This window comes from Candidatus Epulonipiscium sp., from assembly GCA_012519205.1.
GTDB lineage: Bacteria > Bacillota > Clostridia > Lachnospirales > Defluviitaleaceae > JAAYQR01.
Map to the genome: position 1 here is coordinate 31,152 of JAAYQR010000003.1, position 23,054 is coordinate 54,205.

A 23,054-nucleotide genomic window follows, 5' to 3' on the forward strand; every position below is an offset into this window, starting at 1 on the left:
AAAGAATTTATAATTGAAACTGTAGGTAAGAGATATAAGTTAAAATATGAAGATATAAACATGAAAAAGATTGCAGATGAATGTGGGATATCTGTAGGACTATTGTATAAGTATTATCCTGCCAAGGATGATTTAATAAATGATATTTTTATGTCGGAATGGAATGAAATAAGAAAAGCACTAATATCAGAACAATCGAAATATGATGATGTAACTACCAAGCTTTGCCTATTGCAGTATAAAGTTCAGCATATACATAATAAATTTAGGAATGTTATTTATAATCTTTATGTAAGGGATAATTTTAATAAGTACCCTGATTTTTTCAATAGCATAGAAGAGATGATAGAATCTATTTTACAAGAGGGAAAAGCGTCTGCTAACATAAAACCTAAAATAGACATAAAAAAAATGGGTAAAATATTATCGTATAACATAATAATCTCCTTAAATGAAGAATTAGATTATTTTATATATTTTTTTAGGACTATACTTTTTTCATAGAAGATAAAAAATGTATGGTATAATATAATTTATAAGGACAACATTATCTACAATTATCTAAAATGAAAGGAAAAATAAAATGACATACAAGATGCTAGTAACAGACATGGATGACACACTACTTAATGACGACTTAGAAATATCTTATGAAAACGAAGAGGCTATAAAAAAGGCTATGGAAAAGGGAGTCAGGGTAGTATTATGTTCAGGAAGGTCTACCACCTCTATGGATAAATATCTTGAGCAGCTCAATTTGAAAGAAAAAGGACAATATGGGATATCTTGTAATGGAGCAGTAATATTTGATACTATTACCCTTGAGCCTGTGGAACAAGAAAGTTTATCAAGGGAATATGCAAAATACCTATTTTCCTTTGCCAAAGATAGGGGCCTACATATTCAAACCTATCAAAATCATGATTTGATAGTAGAAAGAAAAAATGAATATACTGATATGTATGCAGATATAACAGGGACTAAGCCCGTGGAAGTAGGAGATTTATTAAGTTGGATTAAGGAAGATGTCCTTAAGGTTCTTATTCAAGATAACCATGAAAAATTACTAGAAGTAGCCAAGGAACTAGAAAACTGGGTTAAAGGGAAGGCTCATATGTATTTTTCCAAGCCGTTTTATTTGGAATTTACCAGCATGAATGCAAATAAAGGCCTATTTGTAAAAAGGTTAAGGCAAAGATTAGGGTTTAAAAAGGAAGAAGTAATCTGTATAGGGGATAGTTTTAATGACTTATACATGATAGAAGAAGGGGGCCTTGGGATAGCTGTAGCCAACGCTCATCCCGATATTAAGAAGGTAGCCGATTATGTGACACATAATGATAATAATCATCATGTAATGAAAGAAGTAATTGAAAAGTTTATATTATAGTGAATGTTAAACAAGTACTCCTTAATAAAATATATAAAGAATGTATTAAGGAGTTTTGCTATGGAAGAATATAGGGAGATTTTAAAGAAGTTTCTTTATAACTTATTAGAGCAACTTTTGTTACTGATAATTATTATATTTATATTTGTCGGTATATATATACCCATTAGAAATACCGCAAAACAGATTAATGGTAACAGGGAAATAATCGATCAAATGAGAAAAAATAATTATGAAGTGGAAATAAAAGATAAAAAGTAGGTACATCCTACTTTTTATCTTTTATTTTCCGTTTATAAAAAAAGGACATATATCATGTTCTTTAGGAAGTTAACAAATCCTCTATAACTATATCTAAATTTTCATCCTTGCTTAAATCTATATATTGACCATCTTCTAACTCAACCAAAGGTCTAGTCGGCTTATTGGGGTAAAGATATATTATTTTTCCTTTTTGGTCTGTACTAAGATTAACCGTACATCCAATATAAAATGTAGCAATATTATTTAAAAAGGTAGACGCAATCTCGGGATCAATATTAAAAAAGCTTTCTCTAGAAATCATTTCAGCTGCCTTAAAAGGAGATATCCTTTTGTGGTAAGATCTATCCGATGTAAGGGCATCATAAATATCAGCGATGCTAATAATTTTCCCAAACAGGTGAATTTGACTTCCCTTAATACCAAAGGGGTAGCCTGTACCATTTTCTTTTTCATGGTGCATCAAAACCCCATAAGCCACATTAGGGGTAAGACCAATCATATCCTTTACGATCTCATAGCCGTGAACTGGATGTTGCTTTATTAATTCAAATTCTTTAACCGTGAGTTTTGCAGGTTTATTCAAAATCTCAAGAGGTATTTTGTATTTTCCAAGATCGTGAAAAAGGGCACTATAAGCTAATTGTTTTAAATCCTTGTCATTAAGAGATAGCCATTTTCCTAAGGTTGTGGAAAGGAGACAAACATTAACACAATGGGTATATGTGTATTCATCACAATTCTTGATGAGATTTAAACAATATAGAATATTATTTTTAGCAAAAATCTGTTCTAAAAGAGTATTGACGATGTTTCGAACAGTACTTATTTTCAAGGTTTTACCAAGTCTAACATCATAGGCAATCTGACGCATTATTTTTGTTGCTTCCTTGTAATAATCCATATACAATATTTCATCAAATTTCACGGTTCTAACTAAATTATCGCTTATTTTATCATTGACAATTTCTAAAGTATATACATATTCAACATTATGTTCTATGAGCTTATCGATTACTTTTTGCTCAAATACATATCCCTTTTTTAAAAGCATATTTCCAAAGGGGCTGTCTAAATCCTTTCCAAGGATCATTCCCGGCTCTAGCATGTCGACAAGGGTCCTTCGAATATATTCCATATGAACACCCCTAACATATAAGATACTATTATTTTATATAAAAGTAGTCTGAAAGTAAAGCAAAATCAATAAAAAAGACCTGGGCTTCAGGGGGGAGAAGCACCAGGTTGAGGGGGGATTTAGCGATGTACCTTATATTGGGTACACTTACATAATAACCAATTTGATTAACTTATATACATGGTTATTAATATTTTTTAAAAAAATTATTTATTGGAACAAAGCATTCATTATTTTGATAACATCTTCATTAATTACTTTATAAGTAATCTCCAAACCGCACCTGTCTCCTTCGATAATACCTGCAGATCTCAATTTTGAAATATGCTGAGAAACAGTAGATTGAGGGAGGCCAATACAATTTTGCATGTAAGAAACATTACAGCCATCGTTTTCTAATAGCCCCTTTACAATACAAAGCCTAGCCGGGTGCCCTAAGGCCTTTAATAACTCTGATTTTTTTTCCAATGCCTTTATATCCATAAGATCACCCCAAAATTAGTTTTAATATTATAATATTATGATAACATGAATAAGTCAATAAGATATTATTGGTTTTATGGGTATATATGGAATATGTTGACAGAAGGCAAGGCACATGTTATACTGTTCAAGTATAATAATTTGGAGAAGTACTCAAGAGGCTGAAGAGGTGCCCCTGCTAAGGGTATAGGTCGGGCTAAACCGGCGCGAGGGTTCAAATCCCTCCTTCTCCGTCCAAATAACTCTGTTTAATTTCAGAGTTATTTTTTTATAGTCTTGATTTAGAATTTTTAGACTTTCACGTAGAAATAGTTGAAAAATGGAAAAATAATTGTTATACTAGAATTTAAAAATAAACCTTTTTAGATAAAAATATATATGTGGAGGGAAGGCTATGAATGACATGATGATGAATTATCTAGCTGAGATCATAAGTAATATTTCAGATGCTCAAAGTGCAATATTGAAAGAAAAACAGCTACAGTATAAAATCACACCTAATGAAATGAGAATCATTGAAATCATTGGAACAAACTGCAAGCCTAAGATGATGAAAGATATTGCAGAACTTATGTCTATGACTAAAGGTGGAATGACATTTTTGATTGACAAGTTAGAAGAAAAAAAGATGGCAAAAAGAAAACAGAATGATTCTGATAGAAGAGTTTTATACATTGAATTAACAGATATGGGGAAAGAGGTTTTTGAGGATTATAACAGGAATAAATATGCTATTTTATACCAGTTAGTTGAAAATATGAATTCTTCCACAAAAAAGTTAGTTGCGGAGGAATTTAACAAGACATTAAAAATGATTGAAGAATCTGTTTAAAGTCCGTACATATATTATTTTTAAATTATGTATAGAACCATCTAAAAGTATCCAAACTAAGTTTGAATGGAGGTGGTTCTATGAATAATAGAGAGTCTACAGCGAACCAAGAATACAAAGGTTCCGATTTAGAAATTGCAGATCAAGTACAAGCAGAAGTTACTGCAAATAAATCCCCAGATAAAACAAATAAGTCTAAAACAGAGATGGAGTTTGTAAGTAATTTTAATCCTGATGATTTTGAAGGAGATATACGCTAATGCCTAAAGTAAAGTCTAAGACTTTACTTTTTATTTTGTTTTTCTATATTTATTTGACAGTTTATATATTAGAATATACAATCTAAATTGGACTAAAGGGCAAAAAAAGTTACAAAATAATAATTAAAATTAGGAGAGGATGAAAACAATGAGGACGCTTGTGGATAGTTTTTCATTAAGGGAAATTAATTTTGCAAAAACAAGATTAAAGATTTTACAAGTAGTAAAAGAAAGGGTCCTTGAAAAGGATTTCGAAGAGGTTACAGTAGATGAAATATGTAGGTATGCAGAAATATCTAGGGGGACTTTTTTTAATTATTTTCCTACTAAGAATGATATCTTTAAATATTATATAAGGATATGGAAAATAAAAATGGGTCTAGAAATGGCTAAGCTTAATTTTAAAGAAAAGACAGCAGAAGGAAAACTAATTGTTTTATATAGTAAACTAATAGGAGAAAACAAGGAATTTCCAGGGTTTTTTAGGAATTACTTAAAACATATCATAGATGCAAAAGAAATCGATGATGAAATAAAGCTGACCCAAGCAGAATTTGCATATGAATTTCCTGAAGAGGAACTAGATATCGATGAGATAGAAGCACTTAATAGCCTTTCTTTAGATAAGATTCTAAAAAATATTTTAAATGAAGGAATTATTAAGGGGGAGTTTAAAAAAGACTTGGATGTAGAAAATTCTTCTATGTTTCTTATCTCAATTTTCTTTAGTCCTATTATAATATACAGATTTATGAGTGAATCCTATGATTTAAGAGAGTATTATGAATACACCCTAGACCATTTGTTTCAAACTATAAAAGCATAATACTTATAAAAACAATATGCGAAGTTAACATAAATTGGCATATTGTTTTTTTCTTTGTTATTGACATAAAATAAAATATAAAATATAATTTACAGTGGGTTACAAGCAGTCCATAGTTTTAGTAAATATAAGAAAATATATAATCTAAGGGATTAGATAATCAAGGATTATAGAATCAATTATGAAATATGCACGCATAGCTCAGCTGGATAGAGCATCTGACTTCGGATCAGAGGGTCGAGGGTTCGAATCCTTCTGCGTGCGTTAAACCCCTATAGTTTCATAGGGGTTTTTTATATAGGAAGGAGGTAATCATGGGAACCTATATAAGTGCTGTAGGATTTAGCAGTATTAACAAAAAGAGGCAATGGGATATTTTAATTGATGAAGTTTTAAAAAACTCGGATAAACAACTTGTAACAAATCATGATGAAGAACATATTTTTATAGAGTACTATAAAGAATATGGAAAAGGCATGGGCGTTGTCCTAAGAGGTCTTTTAGATAATGATCAAGATATTGATTTGGAAACCTGCGATCCATATTTTGAGGCCAGGTATACAGTAGATATAGCAGAGATAGAAATTGAAGAGGAAGAAGACGATTATTTTTATTTTGCTATTTATGAGGATGAGCAAAGTGGTTCAGAAATCGTTTTTCAGCTTCAAAATATAATAGAATACCTAGAAATTAAAGGGGATAAAGAGGTATTTATTGATGGAATTAAGATTGTGGGGTTGGCATCTAAGGGAACAGTCATCCTTCCTGTAGAAAAAACGGACTCCGATGTAGAATATGAAAATGAACAAAATGAATGGAAAAAAGAGCTCTTTAAAAGAGCAAGGCAAGGGGATGAAGAGGCTAGAGAAATATTAGATATGGAAGCGGAAGAAGCAGCAGATATTATCGAAGAAAGGCTCCAAAATGAAGACTTCTTATCCGTGATAGAGGGATATTTTATTCCAATTGATTATTTAGATGCAACGTATTCTCTTTTAGGAACAATTCAAGAAGTAGAAATAATAGAAAATAACCAAACAAAAGAAAAGGTTTATTGGATGCTGGTTGAGACCATAGGTATGAAAATTGAAGTAGCAATTAATGCCAAAGAATTAGTTGGTAATCCTATGGTAGGTATGAGATTTATGGGAATGTGCTGGATGCAGGGGACAGTTATTTTTTCTTAAATTTATAATTTATGAAATCAGTACTTGACTTAGGAAACAAGTATCTGTAAAATAATTAAGGACGCCTAAAGGCGTCCCGCAATAATTTCATAAAATGTTTCCGTAGCTCAGCAGGATAGAGCGACTGCCTCCTAAGCAGTAGGCCGTGGGTTCGAATCCCGCCGGGAACAGCAAAAAGCCTTACAAATTAACTTGTAAGGCTTTTTTATGAGACAAAATGGAGGAATTCATTATGGAAAAGACTAAGTTAGTAGAAAGTACTCAAGATTCCAAAGGGGAGTTTTCATTCTTATGGAATATAGAATCCTTTAATTTTAAGGTGTAAAAGATATAGCTGTATGATACAATATATTAGTATTATTAAAAAACAAATACAGGTGTTAATATAAGGGGTGATTGTATGAAAAAGTTAAAATATTTTATTTTAGGTTTTATGGTATCTACACTTTTACTTACTAATCCAGCAGTTAAGGCAGCGGATTTCTTACAAAGCATTAAAGTAGTTTTTAGTAATATGCCCATATATATAGAAGGGCAAAAGGCTCAAATTAAGGAAAAACCCATGATATATGAAGGAACCACTTATTTACCCATGCGAAGTATTGCTAAAGCTCTAGGTAAGGAAGTACGCTATGAGGCAGATAGCCGCTCTATCTATATATATACCAAGGGTAATGAACCCGTTATGGATAATAAGAAAGATGATAATGTGGAGGATAAGATAGATTCAAAGGAATTTAACCTATACAATATATCCATAGGAGACGATAAGGAACATGTGATAAATAAGCTAGGCGATCCCGATAGACAGGACGCCTCAGAATATGGATTTACATGGTTTATATACAATAAAGATTATAAAAATTATATTCAAGTAGGTATAAAAGATAGCAAGGTAGTCGGGCTTTATACAAATTCAGCCAATTGGCAATCTAAAAAAGGTATTAAATTTGGTTCAACTTATTTAGAAGTACAAAATGCCTACAAAACCCCTCTTACCTATATCCAAAAGGGAAATACGAAGTATTACTTTAGCAATAGTATAAAGGAATCGAATACCTTCTTAATTGATGATGCCTATACAACTATTTTTTATGATATGCACAAAAATCAAACCGTAACTTCAGTCCTTATTATTGAAAAAGACACAGAACTAACCCTAAACGGCTTTTACGGAGAGGGTAGTAAAGAACTTATAAAAGCATATGAAAAACAAATATTTGATTTATCAAATGCAGTAAGAGTAAGAGAAGATTTAAAGCCATATAGTTGGGATGATTTAGCATCTAAGTCCAGTAGGCTTCATAGCGAGGATATGGCAAAGGGAGACTTTTTTGCCCACACAAATTTAAGGGGGGAAAGCCCCTTTGTAAGAATGAACAATCAGGGGATTAGATATAATATGGCAGCAGAAAACATTGCAGCAGGACAAAACAATGCCATATATGCCCATGAAGGATGGATGAATTCCAAAGGGCATAGGACAAATATCCTAGGAAAATGTGAAAGACTGGGGGTAGGGGTATACTTTGGTGGGGCATATAGCACGTATTTTACCCAAAACTTTTATACTCCAAGATAAAAATAAAAGGTTTCTATTAATTATTCTAAAAAAGGGAGATCACCATGGAAAATTCCCATGAATATTTCATGAAAAAGGCCTTAGAATTAGCTAAGAAAGCAATGGATATAGATGAAGTTCCCATAGGAACTATAATAGTTTATGATAATCAAATTATTGGTAAGGGATATAATAGAAGAAACACCGAAAAAAGCCCCTTAGCTCATGGGGAAATCGAAGCCATAAAAGAAGCGGCAAGTTTTTTAGGGGATTGGAGATTAGAAGGATGTAACATGTATGTTACCCTTGAGCCCTGCCCTATGTGTGCCGGAGCCATAGTACAATCAAGGATGGATAAAGTCATATTTGGAACAAGAAATCCCAAGGCAGGTTGTGGTGGTTCTGTAATCAATATTTTACAAGAGCCAAAGTTCAATCACCAGGTAGAGATAATAGAAGGCATATGCAAGGAAGAATGCAGTAATATTTTAAAGCTATTTTTTGCTAACATGAGGAATAAAAGGAATGAGGTGGAGGTTGACATATAACCTAAAACCTTGTATACTAAAGAATGCAACACTTAATAAGTCATAAGATTTCCGTGCTAGTCGGGGAGTTAGCGGTGCCCTGTACCTGCAATCCGCTATAGCAGGGACGATGCCTATCTGAGGCCTTATCTCCTTAGGGCCTGCCCTTTGCAAGTGGTGATGAAAATCGGGTCTTGCGCAACAGAAGTTTGTGAACCGTGCCAGGTCCGGAAGGAAGCAGTACTAAGCAAATATCTCTGTGTGCCGCAAGGGTGCCTAGTTTGAGCTAACTGCAAAGGTAACGCCTGGGGGGAATTGTCGAGGGTAGGTGCACGGATTCATATTAAATAAAAACAGATGGCCAACCATCTGTTTTTTGTTATATATATCTTATCTGCATTTGTGATACAATAACAAAAAGAAGTATTTTCCCCGAAAACATCATATAATAAAAGAGGTGTAGCCATGCCCTATATGGCATTATATAGAAAAAAAAGACCCCAAAGCTTTAAGGATGTAGTAGGACAAGACCATATTGTCACAACCTTGGTAAATCAAATAAAAACAAATCGTATTGCCCATGCCTACCTTTTTTGCGGAAGTAGAGGGACGGGAAAAACCTCTACAGCAAAGATATTTGCAAAAACAGTAAACTGTGAAGATTCCATAGATGGGTACCCCTGTGGCCAGTGCAGCCAGTGTAATCTGATGGAAGAAGGCCGTAGCATGAACATAATCGAAATAGATGCAGCTTCTAATAATGGAGTCGATAATATCAGGGAAATAAGGGAAGAAGTGAGATATTCCCCTACGGAAGGGAAATATAAGGTATATATCATAGATGAGGTTCATATGCTATCCACTGGCGCATTTAACGCCCTCTTAAAAACTTTAGAAGAACCACCTTCTTATATAATCTTTATATTAGCAACAACAGATCCCCAAAAAATCCCCCCAACTATTCTTTCCAGGTGCCAAAGATTTGATTTTAGAAGAATTTCCGTAGAAACCATAGCAACACAGCTTAAAGAATATATGGCTGAGGAAAAAATAGATATAGAAGATAAAGCAATCCACTATATTGCAAGATTAGCGGAAGGTTCCATGAGGGATGCCTTAAGCATATTAGACCAGTGCATATCTTTTAACTACGGAAAAGAGATTACCCTAGAGAAGATTTTAGAAATATTAGGTGCGGTGGATACGGATACCCTTTTTGAATTCGCCTCCATTCTTGACCAACAAAAGAGTTTAGAGGCCATGGAGTTAATAGATGATATAGTAATGAGAGGCAGAGATATAAGCCAGTTTGTTACAGATTTTATAGTTCATCTAAGGAACCTTCTTATAGTATCAGGTACTAATAACCCAGAGCATATACTAGATATTACTCTAGAGCATATCCATCTTCTAAAAAAGCAAATAAAGGAAATAGATGGCTCTAATATACTTAGATGGATTAGGATTTTTTCAGAACTATCCAACGAACTAAAATATACTGATCAAAAAAGAATTGTTTTAGAAGTATCGGTAATGAAAATCTGCCAGCCTAGGATGGATGAATCTGGGGATGCCCTTCTTAGTAGAATCAAACAATTAGAAGAAAAACTAGCTAGGAGAATAAGGGTAGAAACCATAGAAAAAACAACATCTAAGACTTCGATATCAGAAAAGGGAAAAGCAATCCCCAAAAAGCCAAAGGCAGTTTCTAGGGATATAAAAAATGGAATAGTTTTGTGGAATGATATAAAGCTAGGGTTTGACCAAATAATAAATGGCCTTCTTATTGATACAAAGGCGGGCTATTTAGAAGATGATATTTACTATATTGTATTTAAGGATTCTTTTATAAAAGAGGCAGCAGAAAAAAAGCATAAAAACGAAATAAAGAAAAAGATAGAAGAAACTCTACAAAAAGAAATTAACATTAAATTTATTTCTGTTGCCGAATATGAAAAAAAATACAAAGAAATATATGGAGAAAGCCCAGAACTCTCTGAGGAAACCGGAGAAATAGAGGAAATCATAGAATTTCTAAAAGATCAAGAAGTTCCCCTAGAAATAAAATAAAACATAAATCCCTAGCCCATAATATATTTATTTTTTTATCTACTCATGATAATATATGGAATATAAGAAAGATCTAATTCTTTAACCAATAATAAGGAGGATAACAATGGCAAGGAAAAATTTTGGCGGTGGAATGATGCCGGGAAATATGAATAACTTACTAAAACAGGCACAAAAAATGCAAAAAGAAATGGAAAAGATGCAGCAGGAGATGGAAGAAAAAAAAGTAACAGCTACAGCGGGAGGAGGAGCCGTAGAGGTAGTCTTTACTGGTAAAAGAGAACTCGAAGCCATTACCATAGACCCAGAGGTTATAGATCCCGACGATGTTGAAATGCTCCAAGACCTAATCATCGCAGCAGTTAATGAAGGCCTTCGTCAAGTAGAGGAACTTACTAATAAGCAAATGGGAAAAATTACAGGGGGAATGAATTTACCAGGGGGGCTTTTCTAAATGAGCCATTATGGAGATCCTATGGCTAAACTTATAGAAGCCTTATCAAACCTTCCGGGAGTAGGAGTTAAGACGGCCCAAAGGCTTGCTTTTCATATCATTCATATGCCCGATGAAAACGTAGAAAATCTATCTAGTGCAATCATACAAGCTAAGAAAAATATAAAGTACTGTAGTATTTGTTGTACCTTAACGGATAAAGAAAAGTGTGCCATATGCTTAGATGCCAACAGAGACGAAAAAACCATCATGGTAGTAGAAGACCCAAGAGACTTGGCAGCCTATGAAAGAACAAGAGAATATAAAGGGCTATATCATGTACTCCACGGGGCAATATCTCCAATGTTAGGCATTGGACCTAAGGATATAAAGATAAAAGAACTCTTAGAAAGAATACAAAAAGAAACTATAGAAGAAGTCATCCTTGCAACTAATCCTAATATAGAAGGAGAAGCAACATCTATGTATATTAGTAAACTTCTAAAACCCCTAGGAATAAAGGTAACAAGGATTGCCAATGGTGTTCCAGTGGGTGGAGATTTAGAGTATGTTGATGAAGTGACATTATCTAGAGCATTAGAAGGGCGGAGGGAATTATAGGTATTTATTTTTAGTTGTGTTCTCAAATGGACTTCTTTCAAAAGCCATGGCTTTATGAGGTGAAAAATACTCATAGGGCCATGCTTTTTATTATTATGTAGCAAGTAGGACTTAACCCATTTATAAAGTTGCTAGATGTTCTTTTATTACTAAATGTTTTTATAAAATTAGTCGAAATCTATAGTAGTATAAAATAGGAGAGGATATTATGGTTCGACAGATACAAGATGTGCATTTAATAATAAATCAAAACCAAATGGATTTAGACTCTTCTATGCCCCATGACTGGAAACCGGGTGAGCTTTTAGAAGGGGAAGTTATTTATAGTGAAGAAAATCATGCAATTATTGAGATAGAAAAAATGCAAATAGAAGTTAAAACTAATGAAAAGTTAGAGGATATAGGAAGTAGTATCAAGCTTGAAGTTCAAAGTATTTCTAAGGGTGAAATCCGATTAGAAGTAGTAAAAGAAAAACAAGTTAGGCCTATAAAACAATATGATAGGATACATTCTTTTTTGAGAAAAGAATCCATCCCTATATCCAAACAGAATATTGAAATTGCACAAAAGATAGCAGATGGTGGTATTCATTTAGAAAAAAAGATATTTGAGAATGTGATTGAAACAAAAAAGCAAATAGAAAAAATAATTAACACCATGGCGAAACAAGAAGCAAGAGAACTTTTAGAAAGCCCCTTTGATGTAGAAAAGATATCCTTAGATATTATTACCAGGTTTCTTTCTGATAATACAAGTGTCAAAGAAGATATTCCTAAAGAAGAGATAGAAAACAAGTTAAAAAAATTTGTTAAAAAAGAAAAAGAAACCATAGAACAGGCAATTAAGGCCTTACTCGAAAATGATCTTCCCCTTACAAGAAAAAATATTGATTCCCTCATCTTTGTGCAAGAAAAGATAAAGACAGTAAAGGATATGGAAGATAGGGCTATTTCTTGGGTAATTAAAAAAGACTTACCCAGCACCCTTAATAACTTGTATGCTTCTGTTTTTTCTAGTGGGAAAGAAGATATACGCAAAAAATCAACTACCCCCTATGAAGATGTAGGAGTAGTAGGTGCTGAAGAACACGAATTTTCTGAGGAAGAAATAAAGGCTCTTTTAATAAATCAAAAGATACCTACAGAAGATGAAAATATTAATGGAGCTAAGTTTCTTATAAAGCATAATATCGAGGTTAATAAGGGAAATGTAGAAAGGCTTTTAGTTTTGAAGAAAGAACTAGAAATTTTAGATAAAGAAAAGGTATTAGATAAATCGACCAAGCTTTTAAAAGGGGAAAAAAACCCAGGGAATGTAGAGCTATTAGAAGTTTCTCCTAAAGAAGAGGAGCCTTTAACCAAAAGAGAGGTTAAGGAACTTGTTAAGGATATAAACAATATAGATGAAGATGCAATAAAAAGAATACTAAGAAAAAATATCCCAATTAACCTTAAAAATCTTAGGAAAGAACAAAGCATTATTGACAACGAGCCGATTATAGAAGGAAAAATCAATGAAGATATTATTATAGAAAAGGATATAAATTTTATCACTGCTAAGAGACAATTAGAAGAAGTACGCCTAAAAATGACATTAGAAGCGGCTGCAAAATTAAATCAAAAGATGAATATTGATACGGCTCCCCTTAAAGAAATAGTAAAAGAATTAAAAGTCTTAGAAGAAGAACATTATAAAGATGCCTTAATAAAGGCGGGAGCTGAGGCCTCTAAAGAAAACATTAAGCAGCTAGATGAACTCTATAAAAAACTTGAAGTGGTTAATAATTTGGATGATGAAGTTTTGCCCAAGGTTATCAAAAAAGAAGTTGAATTTATTATTGATGATTTATATAATGAACAATTAATAAAAGAAGCAGCAGAAGGTTTTAAAGCAGAGGTTGCCTTTTCAAGATATGAGGAAATGGAAACAAAACCTGATAAGAGATTTAAAGATACTATAAAGGATTTTAAAGAACAGGTTAAACCCCTACTTATAGAACAAGATATAGAACCTACTAAGGAGAATATAAGATGTGCAAGAATCTTAGTCCAAAATGAAATAGAGGTGACTAAGGGAAATATTACACATCTTAAATGGCTCGATAAAAAGGTAACTTATGTAACCAAAAATCTCCATCCAGTTATAGGAGCAGAAATGATAAAAGAAGGCTTCCGTCCAGATAAAATACTCGTAGATAAAGTTATAGATTATATTAAAGGTTTTGACTATATATTAGGGAGAGACTCTAAGGATAACCTTTACGAATTTATACTGCAGATGGATGAGGAGAAGACTTTAAGTAGTGAACAAAGAGAAGGCATGATAGGAATTTATCGTATGCTTCATACAATCAGTAAAAGCAATGGAAAAGTTATAGGCTTATTGATGAAGAATGATATGAAGTTTACTTTAAATAATCTTATGGAAGGGGCAAAGTACTTAGAAAGAAATAGTTCAACTAAGCAGGATATGAATGTGCTAATAGACGATAACTTTGGATTAATTGATAGGATAAGCTTCCATGAGAAAAGTATAAGAACACAGCTAGAAAAAGCTTTTGGAGATAGAGATTATAAAAATAAAGATTTTCCTAAAATGCATCTAGAATATCTCGAAGAAATTTTAGAAGATTTTACTAAAATGGCCACACCTACTAGGCTTAAGGAATGGATTAAAGACCCTGATTTCATGAGAATGGATTTAGAAGAAGTCTATATAGAGCATATAAAAGAAGGAGTTAAACAAAGCCCTAATATAGAGTCTGATATTCCAGTTAAAGATGAAGAGGCAAAAGAATTTTTAGATACCTTGCAAAACCTCAAAAAAATAAAACAAGATACTTTAATTTTTATGGTAAAAAATCAAATTCCTATAAATATAAAAAACTTACAGGTGGTATCTTCTATGATGGAAAACCCCTTCGAATTTGGAAAAAGCCTGGAAGAACTTAATCACATATTAAAGAACACAAATAAAAAAGGGGATATTAAAAAGGTAGTAAGGGATGGGATAGAGGGTTTAAAGAGGGAAAAAACAGTAGACGAAGTCTTAGATAAGGTTAAAGAAAAAATAGAAGAAGCAAAACAAGAGTTATTGGACTCATCCTTAAACCATAGGCAAAATAGCTTTAAAACTATAAAGGATATTGAGAAAATAATGGATATCCAAAAACAAATCCAAAAACAAGAGGATTTATATCAAATACCTATGGTATTAAATGGTAAGATTACTAATATGAATGTTTATCTTCTAAAAGACAGAGAAAAAGGCAATGCCTACAAAGATAATGAAACAAGTGCCTTTGTATCCATAAAAACAGAAAATATAGGGATTGTACAAATGTATGTTCATATAAATGATAAAAATATAGATTTTAAAATAAGTGGAGAAACAAAAGAAATAACCCAGTATCTAAAAGGCTATGAAAAGGACATTAAATCTTTGATAGAAAATATCGGTTATAATGTAAGCAAAGCGCAATTTACACAAGACCTTAAAGACGATAAAGTACAAAACCCACTTATTTCTCCTATAAAGAAAAGCTCTGATTCGGATTTTGAAATAACCATTTAGAGGTGAAATATGGATAATAAAGAAAACAAGAAAATACCATCAGCACTATTTGAAGTAGTCTTTGAAATGGTAAGTTATATTGATGAAATAGATAGAAAAAAGTATAAAGACAAAAATATATTAAAGGATTCTTATAATAAGTCGATAAATAATGTAGACAAAACAAATATAAGGTAGGTGTTTTAATTGAGAATTAACCATAATATACCGGCTTTAAGAACTTTAAATCAATTAGCAAGGACAAATTCCAAGATGGATAAGACCATGCAAAGACTTTCCTCAGGCCTTAGAATCAATAGTGCTGCAGACGATGCAGCAGGTCTTGCAATAGCTCAAAAAATGGATACCCAGGTAAGAGGATTAAAACAGGCTAATAGGAATGCCATGGATGGAATTTCCCTTATTCAAACAGCAGAAGGGGCATTAAATGAGGTACATGCTATGCTTCAAAGGGTTCGTGAACTAGCCATTCAATCCTCTAATGGAACTTTAACAGCAGAAGATAGAAAAGCCATCAATGATGAAGTTGACCAATTAAAACAAGAAATAAAAAGAATCTCGGATAACATTGAGTTTAATGAAAGAAAACTATTAAATGGTGAAATCGATAGAAGAGCTTTTTCAAATAATAAAAAGGTTGCAGATATTGTATCAATGAGTGATACAGTAGATCCTGGTAGCTACACATTTACTGTGGGCAAGGCGGCTACTCAAACCTATGTAGACTCAATAGCCAAATTTGATGTGCCAACTGGGGTATCAGGAAAAATCAATATTAATGGGGAACAAGTAGAAATACTAGCGACCGATGATGCCCAAACTGCATTTGCAAAACTAAGAGATCTTTGTGATACAGTAGGAATCGATTTATTTAAATATGAATCTGGTTCAGATGAAAAGCTATCCATGGTGGTTAGGGAATATGGGGCTGTTGATTTAACCATAAAGGGAGATAAAGACTTATTAGTAAAATTAGGATTGCAAGAGGCCAATGCTAATTCTACCCCGGTTGCTGCTACTGAGGGAAACAATGTAGAGATTTCTGGGATTAGTGGAAGTTTTCCGCCAAATACAACTTATACCATAGAGGGAAACCGTATAGTTTTCCAGGCTAGCGAAGGATTTCAGCTAATTGCTGAGGGCTCCATTAATATACTAGATCCTGAAGATTTAGAAACTCCTAAAGAGGCAGGTCCAACAGGGGAGGTAACCCTTGATATTCTAGAAACTGGTCCCTTAGATTTACAAATAGGGGCTAATGAAGGACAGTTTATGCAGGTTCGTATCCAAAATCTATCCCCAACTTCCCTAGGATTAGATAATATGAATCTAAATACTACGGAATCTTCCCAAAGAACGATTACTATTGTAGATGATGCTATTGAGCAAATATCTTCTGTTCGTTCTAAGTTAGGGGCATACCAAAACCGTCTAGAGCACACCGTAGCAAACCTAGACGTAGCTGCAGAAAATATGACCTCATCCCTATCTAGAATTCAAGATGCGGATATGGCAGCGGAAATGGCAGAATACACCCAAAAGAATATTTTATCCCAGGCTGGAACTTCCATGCTTGCTCAAGCTAATCAAAGGCCTGCGCAAATATTACAACTACTTCAAGGATAAGGGGATAATCTATGATGGAAAATAAGACCGCACAGGTTGTCAATGCAAGCCCGGGTCAACTTATAGTGATTACTTATGAGCTTATTATTGGAACCTTAGAAGATGCAAAAAACCAAATTCCAGTGGAAGATGAAAAAAAGTTTAAAAGGGCTCTAGATAAAGCTCAAAGGCTTCTCAGAGAACTTATAGATGCCTTAGATTTATCCTATGATATTTCCCATGATTTAATGGCAATGTATTTATACATTAATAAGACAATAATCAATGCCTATGTGACTAGGAAAAAAGAGCCTATAGAAGAAACAATAAAGATTTTAAAAACCCTTCTTAAAGGTTGGGAAGAAGTAGCAGCCGTAGAAGAAAAAAATCCCCCTGTGGTTGAAAATGCTCAGCAAATATATGCAGGATTAACCTATGGAAAAGGAAGTTTAAACGAATCTGTAGTGGAAGAAAAAAATAGAGGATTTAAGGCATAATAAACCAAAGTATAAAAAGAGTTTATGTTAATGAGCATAAACTCTTTTTTGGGCTTTAATTTATTTTGGATAAGCCATATGAATAAAATACCAACCATTGGACTATACTTATATTAGCAAAGTTATCCAAGGAGGTATTATTTTTGAACCCTATCGTAGCCACCGGGAAAAAGGGATTTTTCCCCTTTAAATTAAAAATAAAAAAGGCATATCCACCTACAGAAGAAGAGGAAATCAAAAATGCGCTTCGAAAAATTAAAAATGAAATCGATTTGGCTTATCATAGATTTGAAAATGCTATGGACAAAGAATTAGTAGATAGCTGTATATACGAAATGAAAGCTCTTCAAAAAAAGTACGAATTCTACTTAAAGAAAGCTAAAGAAAAGGATATATCTTTATTAAAAGAATGGGAGCAGACCTCATAATATCTATTATTCAGGGGGGATACTATGGAAGGCAATGGTATTTTGATTTTTTTAATAATAGCTGGAGGTATTATTTTAACCTTTATGATTTTCCCAAAGCCTTTAAAACTTATTTTAAGGGCTATTCTACAGGGATTAGGAGGCTTAGTAGGGTTTTTTGTGTTAAATTTTATTTTATCTCCCATAGGGTGGTCAGTGGGAATTAATTGGACCACTATGCTTATAGTCGGGATATTGGGCATTCCGGGATTCATTTTTCTATATCTTTTAAATATCTTTTTATAATACCGATTTATATTTTTTGCTAACCATTGTTAAACATTTAACCATGGTAAAAACAAGAAGTATTCACATACATATAGGAATTTTAACTTAGCTATTACACCATACATATGTAAGGCAAGTTTTTACAATCACTCGAACTAATACATCCATTTTTATATTAATGGGTTCACTTATTGACATGAGATTTTTGCAATGATAGACTTAGATAGCATATAATTTCAAAGGTATACATTAGTGTGTAAAAGTAAAAATGGGGGTTGTTTTAATGGCTAATAATAAAAAAATATTATTTGTTTCTTCGGAGGCTTCACCCTTTGCAAAAACAGGGGGGCTTGGGGATGTTGCAGGGGCTCTTCCATATGCTTTAAAAAAGTTAGGAGTAGATGTTAGGATAGTTATACCAAGGTACAAATGTATTCCTAAAGAATACACTAAGGACTCAAAATTAAAAGAAGAATATACAGTTTATCTAGATTGGAGAAAGCAATCTGCCTCTATTTACGAATATGATAATGGATTGCCGGTGTATTTTGTGGAAAATGATTATTACTTTGGAAGAGAAGGCTTATATGGATATCATGACGATCATGAAAGATTTGCCTTTTTTTGTAAGGCGGTTTTAGAAATGCTTCCTAAAATAGACTTTATACCTGATATTATCCATTGTAATGACTGGCAAACAGGTCCTATTTGCATCCTTCTCAACGAAATCTATAAAAGAAATGATACATACAAATCCATATCCTCCTTATTTACTATACATAATATACAGTATCAAGGCATATTTGGGAGGGAAACCCTAAGTATGCTAGGGCTCTCTGATTGGTATTTTAATTCCGAAAGGATGGAATACTACGGGAATATAAGCTATATGAAGGCAGGGTTAATATATGCTGATGCCATAAGTACGGTTAGCAACACCTATGCAAAAGAAATAAAAACCTATGAATATGGCTATGGATTAGAAGGCATACTTCAAAAAAGAAGTAGCAATCTTTATGGCATTATAAATGGTATTGATTATAAACTATATAATCCCGAAACCGATAAAAATATTTATTTTCCATATTCTAAAGAAAATATTAAATTAAAAGAAAATAATAAAAGAGCCCTTCAAAAGGAACTTAATCTCCCCCAGAGGGATGTACCCGTTATAGGTATTGTATCTAGATTAGTGGATCAAAAGGGATTTAATTTAATAGCGGAACAAATTAATGAACTTATGAAAGAGGATATCCAACTTATAGTTTTAGGAACGGGACAAGAGGGATATGAAAACCTATTTATCTATATGGAGAAAACTTTCCCTGATAAGGTAAGAGCTAAAATCTTATTTAATCTAAATTTAGCCCAAAAAGTTTATGCAGGCAGTGATTTGTTTTTAATGCCGTCTCTATTTGAACCCTGTGGTCTTGGACAACTAATGAGTCTAAGATATGGTACTATTCCTATTGTTAGAAACACAGGGGGATTGGCAGATACCATACAGGCATTCGATGAAGAAAGAGGAGTCGGCAATGGCTTTGTATTCAACGATTATAACTCCTGGGCAATGATGCAGGAAATAAAAAGGGCCATTCATATCTATTATCAAAAAATAAGCTGGGAAAAACTAATACAAAATGCTATGGATTCCGATTATTCCTGGGAGGATTCTGCTCAAAAATATATAAATTTATATGAAACCATAGGGCATTTATAAGATTCAATCAAAGCTTTATCTGATTTACTCAAACCATAAAAAGAATGAAAATCTATCTTCCCTCATATATTTGTACAAACAGATATATGGGGGACTTTTTATGAAAAAAACAAAATCTTCTACAATGGAAATAGCTAGTGTATATATAGGAACAGTTATAGGGGCCGGTTTTGCTTCGGGACAAGAAATAATACAGTTTTTCACTTCCTATGGTTCGAAAGGAATCTATGGAATACTATTAGCGGGGGTTATATTTTCACTTTTAGGGTGGGCAATTTTAGAGATAGTGTATGTTAGAAAAATAAATGACTATCGTAATTTTATCCATCTAATGATGGGGGAATTTCTAGGAAATATAATGGAATGGATTGTTGCTTTATTTATGTTTATTATTTTTTGTACCATGCTCGCGGGGACTGGGGCCTTGCTTAGGCAGCAATTTCATATTCCTATGCAGGTGGGCATATTTCTTATGGCTGGTTTATCTGTTATAGTTTTTATGTATGATATAAAAGGAATTATAATTGTGAATTATATTTTAGCACCTTTGCTTTTAATAGGCGGTATTCTTCTTGGGATATATATTATAGTTTTTAGGGATGTGGCAGTTTTTTCATCTGCTACTTCTATATTTAGATTAATCACAAGAAACTGGATAACCTCTTCTATTTTATATGTATCTTATAATACGATTACCGCAGTAGTTATTTTAACTGGCCTTCTTCCAATTATTCATTCTAAAAAAGAAGCAAAATGGGGGGGCATTTTAGGAGGGGCAGCCCTTGGGGTATTGGGTCTTTGCGTAGGGCTTGGAACCTTAATTTACTATAACAATATAAGAAATTTAGAAATACCTATATTGGGAATTGTAATGGGTTATGGAACCTTTGCCCAATATGTATATTTCTTTGTTTTAATTGCGGCTATATTTACCACAGCAATTGCTAATGGATATGGGTTTTTAAAAAGGGTTTCTATGGAATTTAAAATGCCTTTAAAAAAGATAACCCCTCTATTTATAATAGCCTCGATGGTTTTTGCCCAAGTTGGTTTTTCAAAAATGGTAGAAAAGCTTTATACTTTATTTGGCTATGTGGGAATTTTCGAGGTATTGGTGATATTAATATACTTTATAAGTAGAAAGGTTAACAAGATTAAGAAAAGAATACTACGATAAATAGATGTTATTGAAATCATGAATAAGATATAGTACCATATATACACAAATGTCTATATTTTTTTGTTTGCCATAAGGTGAACAAATCACATTAGGGGGAAAAGACTTGGATAGGAAAGGACAAATTATTTCTCTTATTCTTCTATTTATAACAGTAGGTATTTTAATTTATTCTGAGGTTTCGGGCAGCAATCTCCACCTTTCTTTTATAAATGGAAATCAGCCTACTCTCCATTTAGAAAAAAAATGGTTGGACATAGATACTGGCAGCAATCCAATTTTTAATGTTTATTATAATGACCTTATACAATGCAGTTCAGATGGAATCAAAAGAATATCCCAAGATGGAAATGAAATTTGGAATCAGACATATTCTATGGTTTCACCTAGATTAGTGGTTAATGAACCTTATATTGTAGTGGCTGAAGAAGGCGGAAAAAAAGCATATGTGCTCAATGATAAAGGATTGCTTTATGAGAAGACAGTAGAAGAACCCATTATTTATTTTTCTATTAGTTCCACGGGATATCTATCCATTATCGGGGAAACAAAGGATGGCCATAAAATCAAAGCATATGATAGTAAGGGAAATGACATAGGCATTGATAGAACCACCTATATAGAAGATGCGGGATACCCACTATGTGCTATCGTATCCAATGATGGGAATACCATGCCTATAAGTTATTTGACCCCCACAAATAATAAATTAAAATCAAATTTAATATTTCTTGATTTGGGGGATGAAGGCATATTTAAAAAAGATCTCATAGATTTTGGTTTTAAAAAAGAAGATACAATCATACCGACCCTAATTTATTTAAAAAATAATAATTTAGTTGCCATAGGGGACGATAGGATAATATGGATTGATGAAAACAAAAAGATAAAAGAAGAGATTTTAAATAATCGTATACAATCAATTCCTTGGAACATAGAAAGCAAAAGGAATTTATCATCGTATATAGTGTTAGCTCTTGCAGAGGCAATTCCAGGGAAACAAGGGAAAGATGAAGGGAGTATTATTTTTTATAGTATGAAGGGTGAAAAAGAATATGTCTTTGATGCTAAGGGAAGTGTTACATATCTATATGGGGATAATGATATAGTTGTAGTGGGGCTTGATAGAACCTTTTACGGATTGGATACAAAGGGGAAGGAACTTTTTAAATACACTGCCTTAAAAGATGTAGTGGATATTTTGCCATTAAAAAATGGTAAAAAGTTAGCCCTGATTTCTAGGGACTCTGTAGATTTAATGGAAATTAAAAGATAAATTTGGGGGAGAGATATGAACATTATAGATGCCATTATAATATTAGTTTTTTTAGTAAATGGATATATTGCCTATAAAAGAGGATTTATCCTCTCTCTTTTTAAACTGATTTCTTTGATGATTTCTATTTTTTTAGCCAGTAAATTATATCCTATAGTAAGTGCCTTTTTAAGGAACACCACTCCCCTATACGATAAAATAAAAACCCAAATTGCTTCTACTATTTTAATACAAAATGGGGTTGAAACTAGTACTTTAACTGGGCAAAGTGATGTTATCAATAGTTTATGGACACCTAATTCTATAAAAAATGCCTTGATTGAAAATAATAATCCGGAGGTATATGGGATTTTAAATGTTGGTGGATTGAAGGAGTATATTGCAGGATACATTGCCAACATATGTATTAATATCATATCTATGATTATTGTTCTCTTGGTTGTTACTATTGGTATTAGAATCATCATAGGTATATTGGATATCATGGCAAAATTACCTATCCTCAATTCGATTAATAATCTTTTTGGGCTTGCCTTTGGATTAGTATCTGGGCTTTTACAGCTTTGGATAGTATTTACTATTATTTTTATATTTCAAGCTAATCCTACATTCGAAAAATTTTTTGTATATATGACAGAAAGCACATTAGCTAAGTTCATATATGAATACAATTTGCTTTTAGAATGGGTTATAGGATTGTTTATATAGCTTTATAAAAATTTTTATTGACAAGGAACTTTAGATTTGATATAATCATTTTTGCTGTGATTGACACAACAAGTTCAAATTGATCTTTGAAAACTAAACAGCACAAACCAAACCCATCAATTCTTAAAGAATTGTATAAAAGATTTCAAAACGCAAGCATCATCTTGCAAAGGATATTAACATGAGAGTTTGATCCTGGCTCAGGATGAACGC

The 23,054-nt window shown here is 32.7% G+C and carries 24 protein-coding genes, 3 tRNA genes, 1 other RNA gene and 1 pseudogene; 27 read left to right on the forward strand and 2 right to left on the reverse strand.

The genetic code is table 11. From position 1 onward, the window contains the following. Positions 1–60 precede the first annotated feature (60 nt). From GX308_00620 to GX308_00630, 3 genes are all read left to right on the forward strand, one after another. Entirely contained in the window at positions 61–504 is a 444-nt protein-coding gene (locus GX308_00620; protein NLK20598.1) for a TetR/AcrR family transcriptional regulator, read from the forward strand. A 79-nt stretch (positions 505–583) separates the two neighbouring features. Next, positions 584–1,390 (forward strand): HAD family phosphatase, encoded by an 807-nt coding sequence (locus tag GX308_00625; GenBank protein NLK20599.1) that lies wholly within the window; start codon positions 584–586, stop codon positions 1,388–1,390. A gap of 60 nt (positions 1,391–1,450) precedes the next feature. After that, a complete protein-coding gene (locus tag GX308_00630; GenBank protein NLK20600.1) occupies positions 1,451–1,651 on the forward strand; it encodes a hypothetical protein in 201 nt (66 codons plus the stop codon). A gap of 61 nt (positions 1,652–1,712) precedes the next feature. Here GX308_00630 and GX308_00635 read toward each other — a convergent pair whose 3' ends face one another. Further along, a complete protein-coding gene (locus GX308_00635; protein NLK20601.1) occupies positions 1,713–2,789 on the reverse strand; it encodes an HD-GYP domain-containing protein in 1,077 nt (358 codons plus the stop codon). A gap of 210 nt (positions 2,790–2,999) precedes the next feature. Next, positions 3,000–3,272, reverse strand: coding sequence for a winged helix-turn-helix transcriptional regulator (locus tag GX308_00640; GenBank protein ID NLK20602.1), 273 nt, complete (start codon positions 3,270–3,272; stop codon positions 3,000–3,002). 143 nt (positions 3,273–3,415) lie between these two features. On the opposite strand from GX308_00640, the gene GX308_00645 reads away from it, so the two are divergent. From GX308_00645 to GX308_00760, 24 genes and pseudogenes are all read left to right on the forward strand, one after another. After that, positions 3,416–3,505, forward strand: a tRNA-Ser gene (locus GX308_00645). A 161-nt stretch (positions 3,506–3,666) separates the two neighbouring features. Continuing rightward, on the forward strand, positions 3,667–4,104 hold the full coding sequence (locus GX308_00650; GenBank protein NLK20603.1) for a MarR family transcriptional regulator: 438 nt from the start codon (positions 3,667–3,669) through the stop codon (positions 4,102–4,104). A gap of 80 nt (positions 4,105–4,184) precedes the next feature. Further along, complete coding sequence (locus tag GX308_00655; protein NLK20604.1) at positions 4,185–4,364, forward strand: hypothetical protein; 180 nt, start codon at positions 4,185–4,187, stop codon at positions 4,362–4,364. Between the two features lie 148 nt (positions 4,365–4,512). After that, positions 4,513–5,190 (forward strand): TetR family transcriptional regulator, encoded by a 678-nt coding sequence (locus GX308_00660; protein ID NLK20605.1) that lies wholly within the window; start codon positions 4,513–4,515, stop codon positions 5,188–5,190. Between the two features lie 190 nt (positions 5,191–5,380). Continuing rightward, positions 5,381–5,454: transfer RNA gene (locus tag GX308_00665), tRNA-Arg, on the forward strand. Positions 5,455–5,504: 50 nt separating this feature from the next. Next, the gene (locus tag GX308_00670; GenBank protein ID NLK20606.1) at positions 5,505–6,377 is read left to right on the forward strand and encodes a DUF3881 family protein; all 873 of its coding nucleotides are present in this window, start codon (positions 5,505–5,507) and stop codon (positions 6,375–6,377) included. A gap of 96 nt (positions 6,378–6,473) precedes the next feature. Further along, positions 6,474–6,547, forward strand: a tRNA-Arg gene (locus GX308_00675). Between the two features lie 230 nt (positions 6,548–6,777). Beyond that, entirely contained in the window at positions 6,778–7,959 is a 1,182-nt protein-coding gene (locus GX308_00680; protein NLK20607.1) for a copper amine oxidase, read from the forward strand. A gap of 38 nt (positions 7,960–7,997) precedes the next feature. Next, positions 7,998–8,486 (forward strand): tRNA adenosine(34) deaminase TadA, encoded by a 489-nt coding sequence (gene tadA, locus GX308_00685; protein NLK20608.1) that lies wholly within the window; start codon positions 7,998–8,000, stop codon positions 8,484–8,486. A gap of 51 nt (positions 8,487–8,537) precedes the next feature. After that, an RNA gene (gene ffs / locus GX308_00690) (signal recognition particle sRNA large type) lies at positions 8,538–8,801 on the forward strand. A gap of 129 nt (positions 8,802–8,930) precedes the next feature. Beyond that, entirely contained in the window at positions 8,931–10,535 is a 1,605-nt protein-coding gene (dnaX, locus tag GX308_00695; GenBank protein NLK20609.1) for a DNA polymerase III subunit gamma/tau, read from the forward strand. Positions 10,536–10,641: 106 nt separating this feature from the next. Then, complete coding sequence (locus GX308_00700) at positions 10,642–10,989, forward strand: YbaB/EbfC family nucleoid-associated protein (protein ID NLK20610.1); 348 nt, start codon at positions 10,642–10,644, stop codon at positions 10,987–10,989. After that, a complete protein-coding gene (gene recR / locus GX308_00705; protein NLK20611.1) occupies positions 10,990–11,589 on the forward strand; it encodes a recombination protein RecR in 600 nt (199 codons plus the stop codon). Between the two features lie 208 nt (positions 11,590–11,797). Continuing rightward, positions 11,798–15,163: a hypothetical protein gene (locus GX308_00710; GenBank protein NLK20612.1), complete on the forward strand. Its 3,366-nt coding sequence runs from the start codon at positions 11,798–11,800 to the stop codon at positions 15,161–15,163. Positions 15,164–15,172: 9 nt separating this feature from the next. Continuing rightward, on the forward strand, positions 15,173–15,340 hold the full coding sequence (locus GX308_00715; protein NLK20613.1) for a hypothetical protein: 168 nt from the start codon (positions 15,173–15,175) through the stop codon (positions 15,338–15,340). Positions 15,341–15,349: 9 nt separating this feature from the next. After that, positions 15,350–15,763: pseudogene (locus tag GX308_00720) on the forward strand (flagellin). 306 nt (positions 15,764–16,069) lie between these two features. Continuing rightward, positions 16,070–16,789, forward strand: a complete 720-nt coding sequence (locus GX308_00725; protein NLK20614.1) for a hypothetical protein — start codon at positions 16,070–16,072, stop codon at positions 16,787–16,789. An 11-nt stretch (positions 16,790–16,800) separates the two neighbouring features. After that, a complete protein-coding gene (locus GX308_00730; GenBank protein NLK20615.1) occupies positions 16,801–17,265 on the forward strand; it encodes a flagellar protein FliS in 465 nt (154 codons plus the stop codon). Between the two features lie 143 nt (positions 17,266–17,408). Then, entirely contained in the window at positions 17,409–17,693 is a 285-nt protein-coding gene (locus tag GX308_00735) for a DUF2508 family protein (GenBank protein ID NLK20616.1), read from the forward strand. Between the two features lie 24 nt (positions 17,694–17,717). Further along, complete coding sequence (locus tag GX308_00740) at positions 17,718–17,978, forward strand: hypothetical protein (protein NLK20617.1); 261 nt, start codon at positions 17,718–17,720, stop codon at positions 17,976–17,978. Positions 17,979–18,243: 265 nt separating this feature from the next. After that, positions 18,244–19,680, forward strand: a complete 1,437-nt coding sequence (gene glgA / locus GX308_00745) for a glycogen synthase GlgA (protein ID NLK20618.1) — start codon at positions 18,244–18,246, stop codon at positions 19,678–19,680. 100 nt (positions 19,681–19,780) lie between these two features. After that, on the forward strand, positions 19,781–20,857 hold the full coding sequence (locus GX308_00750) for a hypothetical protein (GenBank protein NLK20619.1): 1,077 nt from the start codon (positions 19,781–19,783) through the stop codon (positions 20,855–20,857). A 106-nt stretch (positions 20,858–20,963) separates the two neighbouring features. Continuing rightward, complete coding sequence (locus tag GX308_00755; protein NLK20620.1) at positions 20,964–22,133, forward strand: hypothetical protein; 1,170 nt, start codon at positions 20,964–20,966, stop codon at positions 22,131–22,133. Positions 22,134–22,148: 15 nt separating this feature from the next. Beyond that, positions 22,149–22,841 carry a CvpA family protein gene (locus tag GX308_00760; GenBank protein NLK20621.1) on the forward strand — a complete coding sequence of 231 codons (693 nt, stop codon included), beginning with the start codon at positions 22,149–22,151 and terminating at the stop codon, positions 22,839–22,841. Positions 22,842–23,054: the final 213 nt, after the last annotated feature.

Bases quoted from the DNA above. Each gene is read 5' to 3' on its own strand.
- GX308_00750 (NLK20619.1), top strand. From the start codon at position 19,781: ATGAAAAAAACAAAATCTTCTACAATGGAAATAGCTAGTGTATATATA.
- GX308_00650 (NLK20603.1), top strand. From the start codon at position 3,667: ATGAATGACATGATGATGAATTATCTAGCTGAGATCATAAGTAATATT.
- GX308_00710 (NLK20612.1), top strand. From the start codon at position 11,798: ATGGTTCGACAGATACAAGATGTGCATTTAATAATAAATCAAAACCAA.
- GX308_00740 (NLK20617.1), top strand. From the start codon at position 17,718: ATGGAAGGCAATGGTATTTTGATTTTTTTAATAATAGCTGGAGGTATT.
- GX308_00670 (NLK20606.1), top strand. From the start codon at position 5,505: ATGGGAACCTATATAAGTGCTGTAGGATTTAGCAGTATTAACAAAAAG.
- GX308_00655 (NLK20604.1), top strand. From the start codon at position 4,185: ATGAATAATAGAGAGTCTACAGCGAACCAAGAATACAAAGGTTCCGAT.
- GX308_00715 (NLK20613.1), top strand. From the start codon at position 15,173: ATGGATAATAAAGAAAACAAGAAAATACCATCAGCACTATTTGAAGTA.
- glgA (NLK20618.1), top strand. From the start codon at position 18,244: ATGGCTAATAATAAAAAAATATTATTTGTTTCTTCGGAGGCTTCACCC.
- dnaX (NLK20609.1), top strand. From the start codon at position 8,931: ATGCCCTATATGGCATTATATAGAAAAAAAAGACCCCAAAGCTTTAAG.
- GX308_00620 (NLK20598.1), top strand. From the start codon at position 61: ATGAAAAAGATTGCAGATGAATGTGGGATATCTGTAGGACTATTGTAT.
- GX308_00760 (NLK20621.1), top strand. From the start codon at position 22,149: ATGAACATTATAGATGCCATTATAATATTAGTTTTTTTAGTAAATGGA.
- GX308_00625 (NLK20599.1), top strand. From the start codon at position 584: ATGACATACAAGATGCTAGTAACAGACATGGATGACACACTACTTAAT.
- GX308_00730 (NLK20615.1), top strand. From the start codon at position 16,801: ATGATGGAAAATAAGACCGCACAGGTTGTCAATGCAAGCCCGGGTCAA.
- GX308_00680 (NLK20607.1), top strand. From the start codon at position 6,778: ATGAAAAAGTTAAAATATTTTATTTTAGGTTTTATGGTATCTACACTT.
- GX308_00725 (NLK20614.1), top strand. From the start codon at position 16,070: ATGGTGGTTAGGGAATATGGGGCTGTTGATTTAACCATAAAGGGAGAT.
- GX308_00640 (NLK20602.1), bottom strand. From the start codon at position 3,272: ATGGATATAAAGGCATTGGAAAAAAAATCAGAGTTATTAAAGGCCTTA.
- GX308_00700 (NLK20610.1), top strand. From the start codon at position 10,642: ATGGCAAGGAAAAATTTTGGCGGTGGAATGATGCCGGGAAATATGAAT.
- GX308_00660 (NLK20605.1), top strand. From the start codon at position 4,513: ATGAGGACGCTTGTGGATAGTTTTTCATTAAGGGAAATTAATTTTGCA.
- GX308_00635 (NLK20601.1), bottom strand. From the start codon at position 2,789: ATGGAATATATTCGAAGGACCCTTGTCGACATGCTAGAGCCGGGAATG.
- GX308_00630 (NLK20600.1), top strand. From the start codon at position 1,451: ATGGAAGAATATAGGGAGATTTTAAAGAAGTTTCTTTATAACTTATTA.
- recR (NLK20611.1), top strand. From the start codon at position 10,990: ATGAGCCATTATGGAGATCCTATGGCTAAACTTATAGAAGCCTTATCA.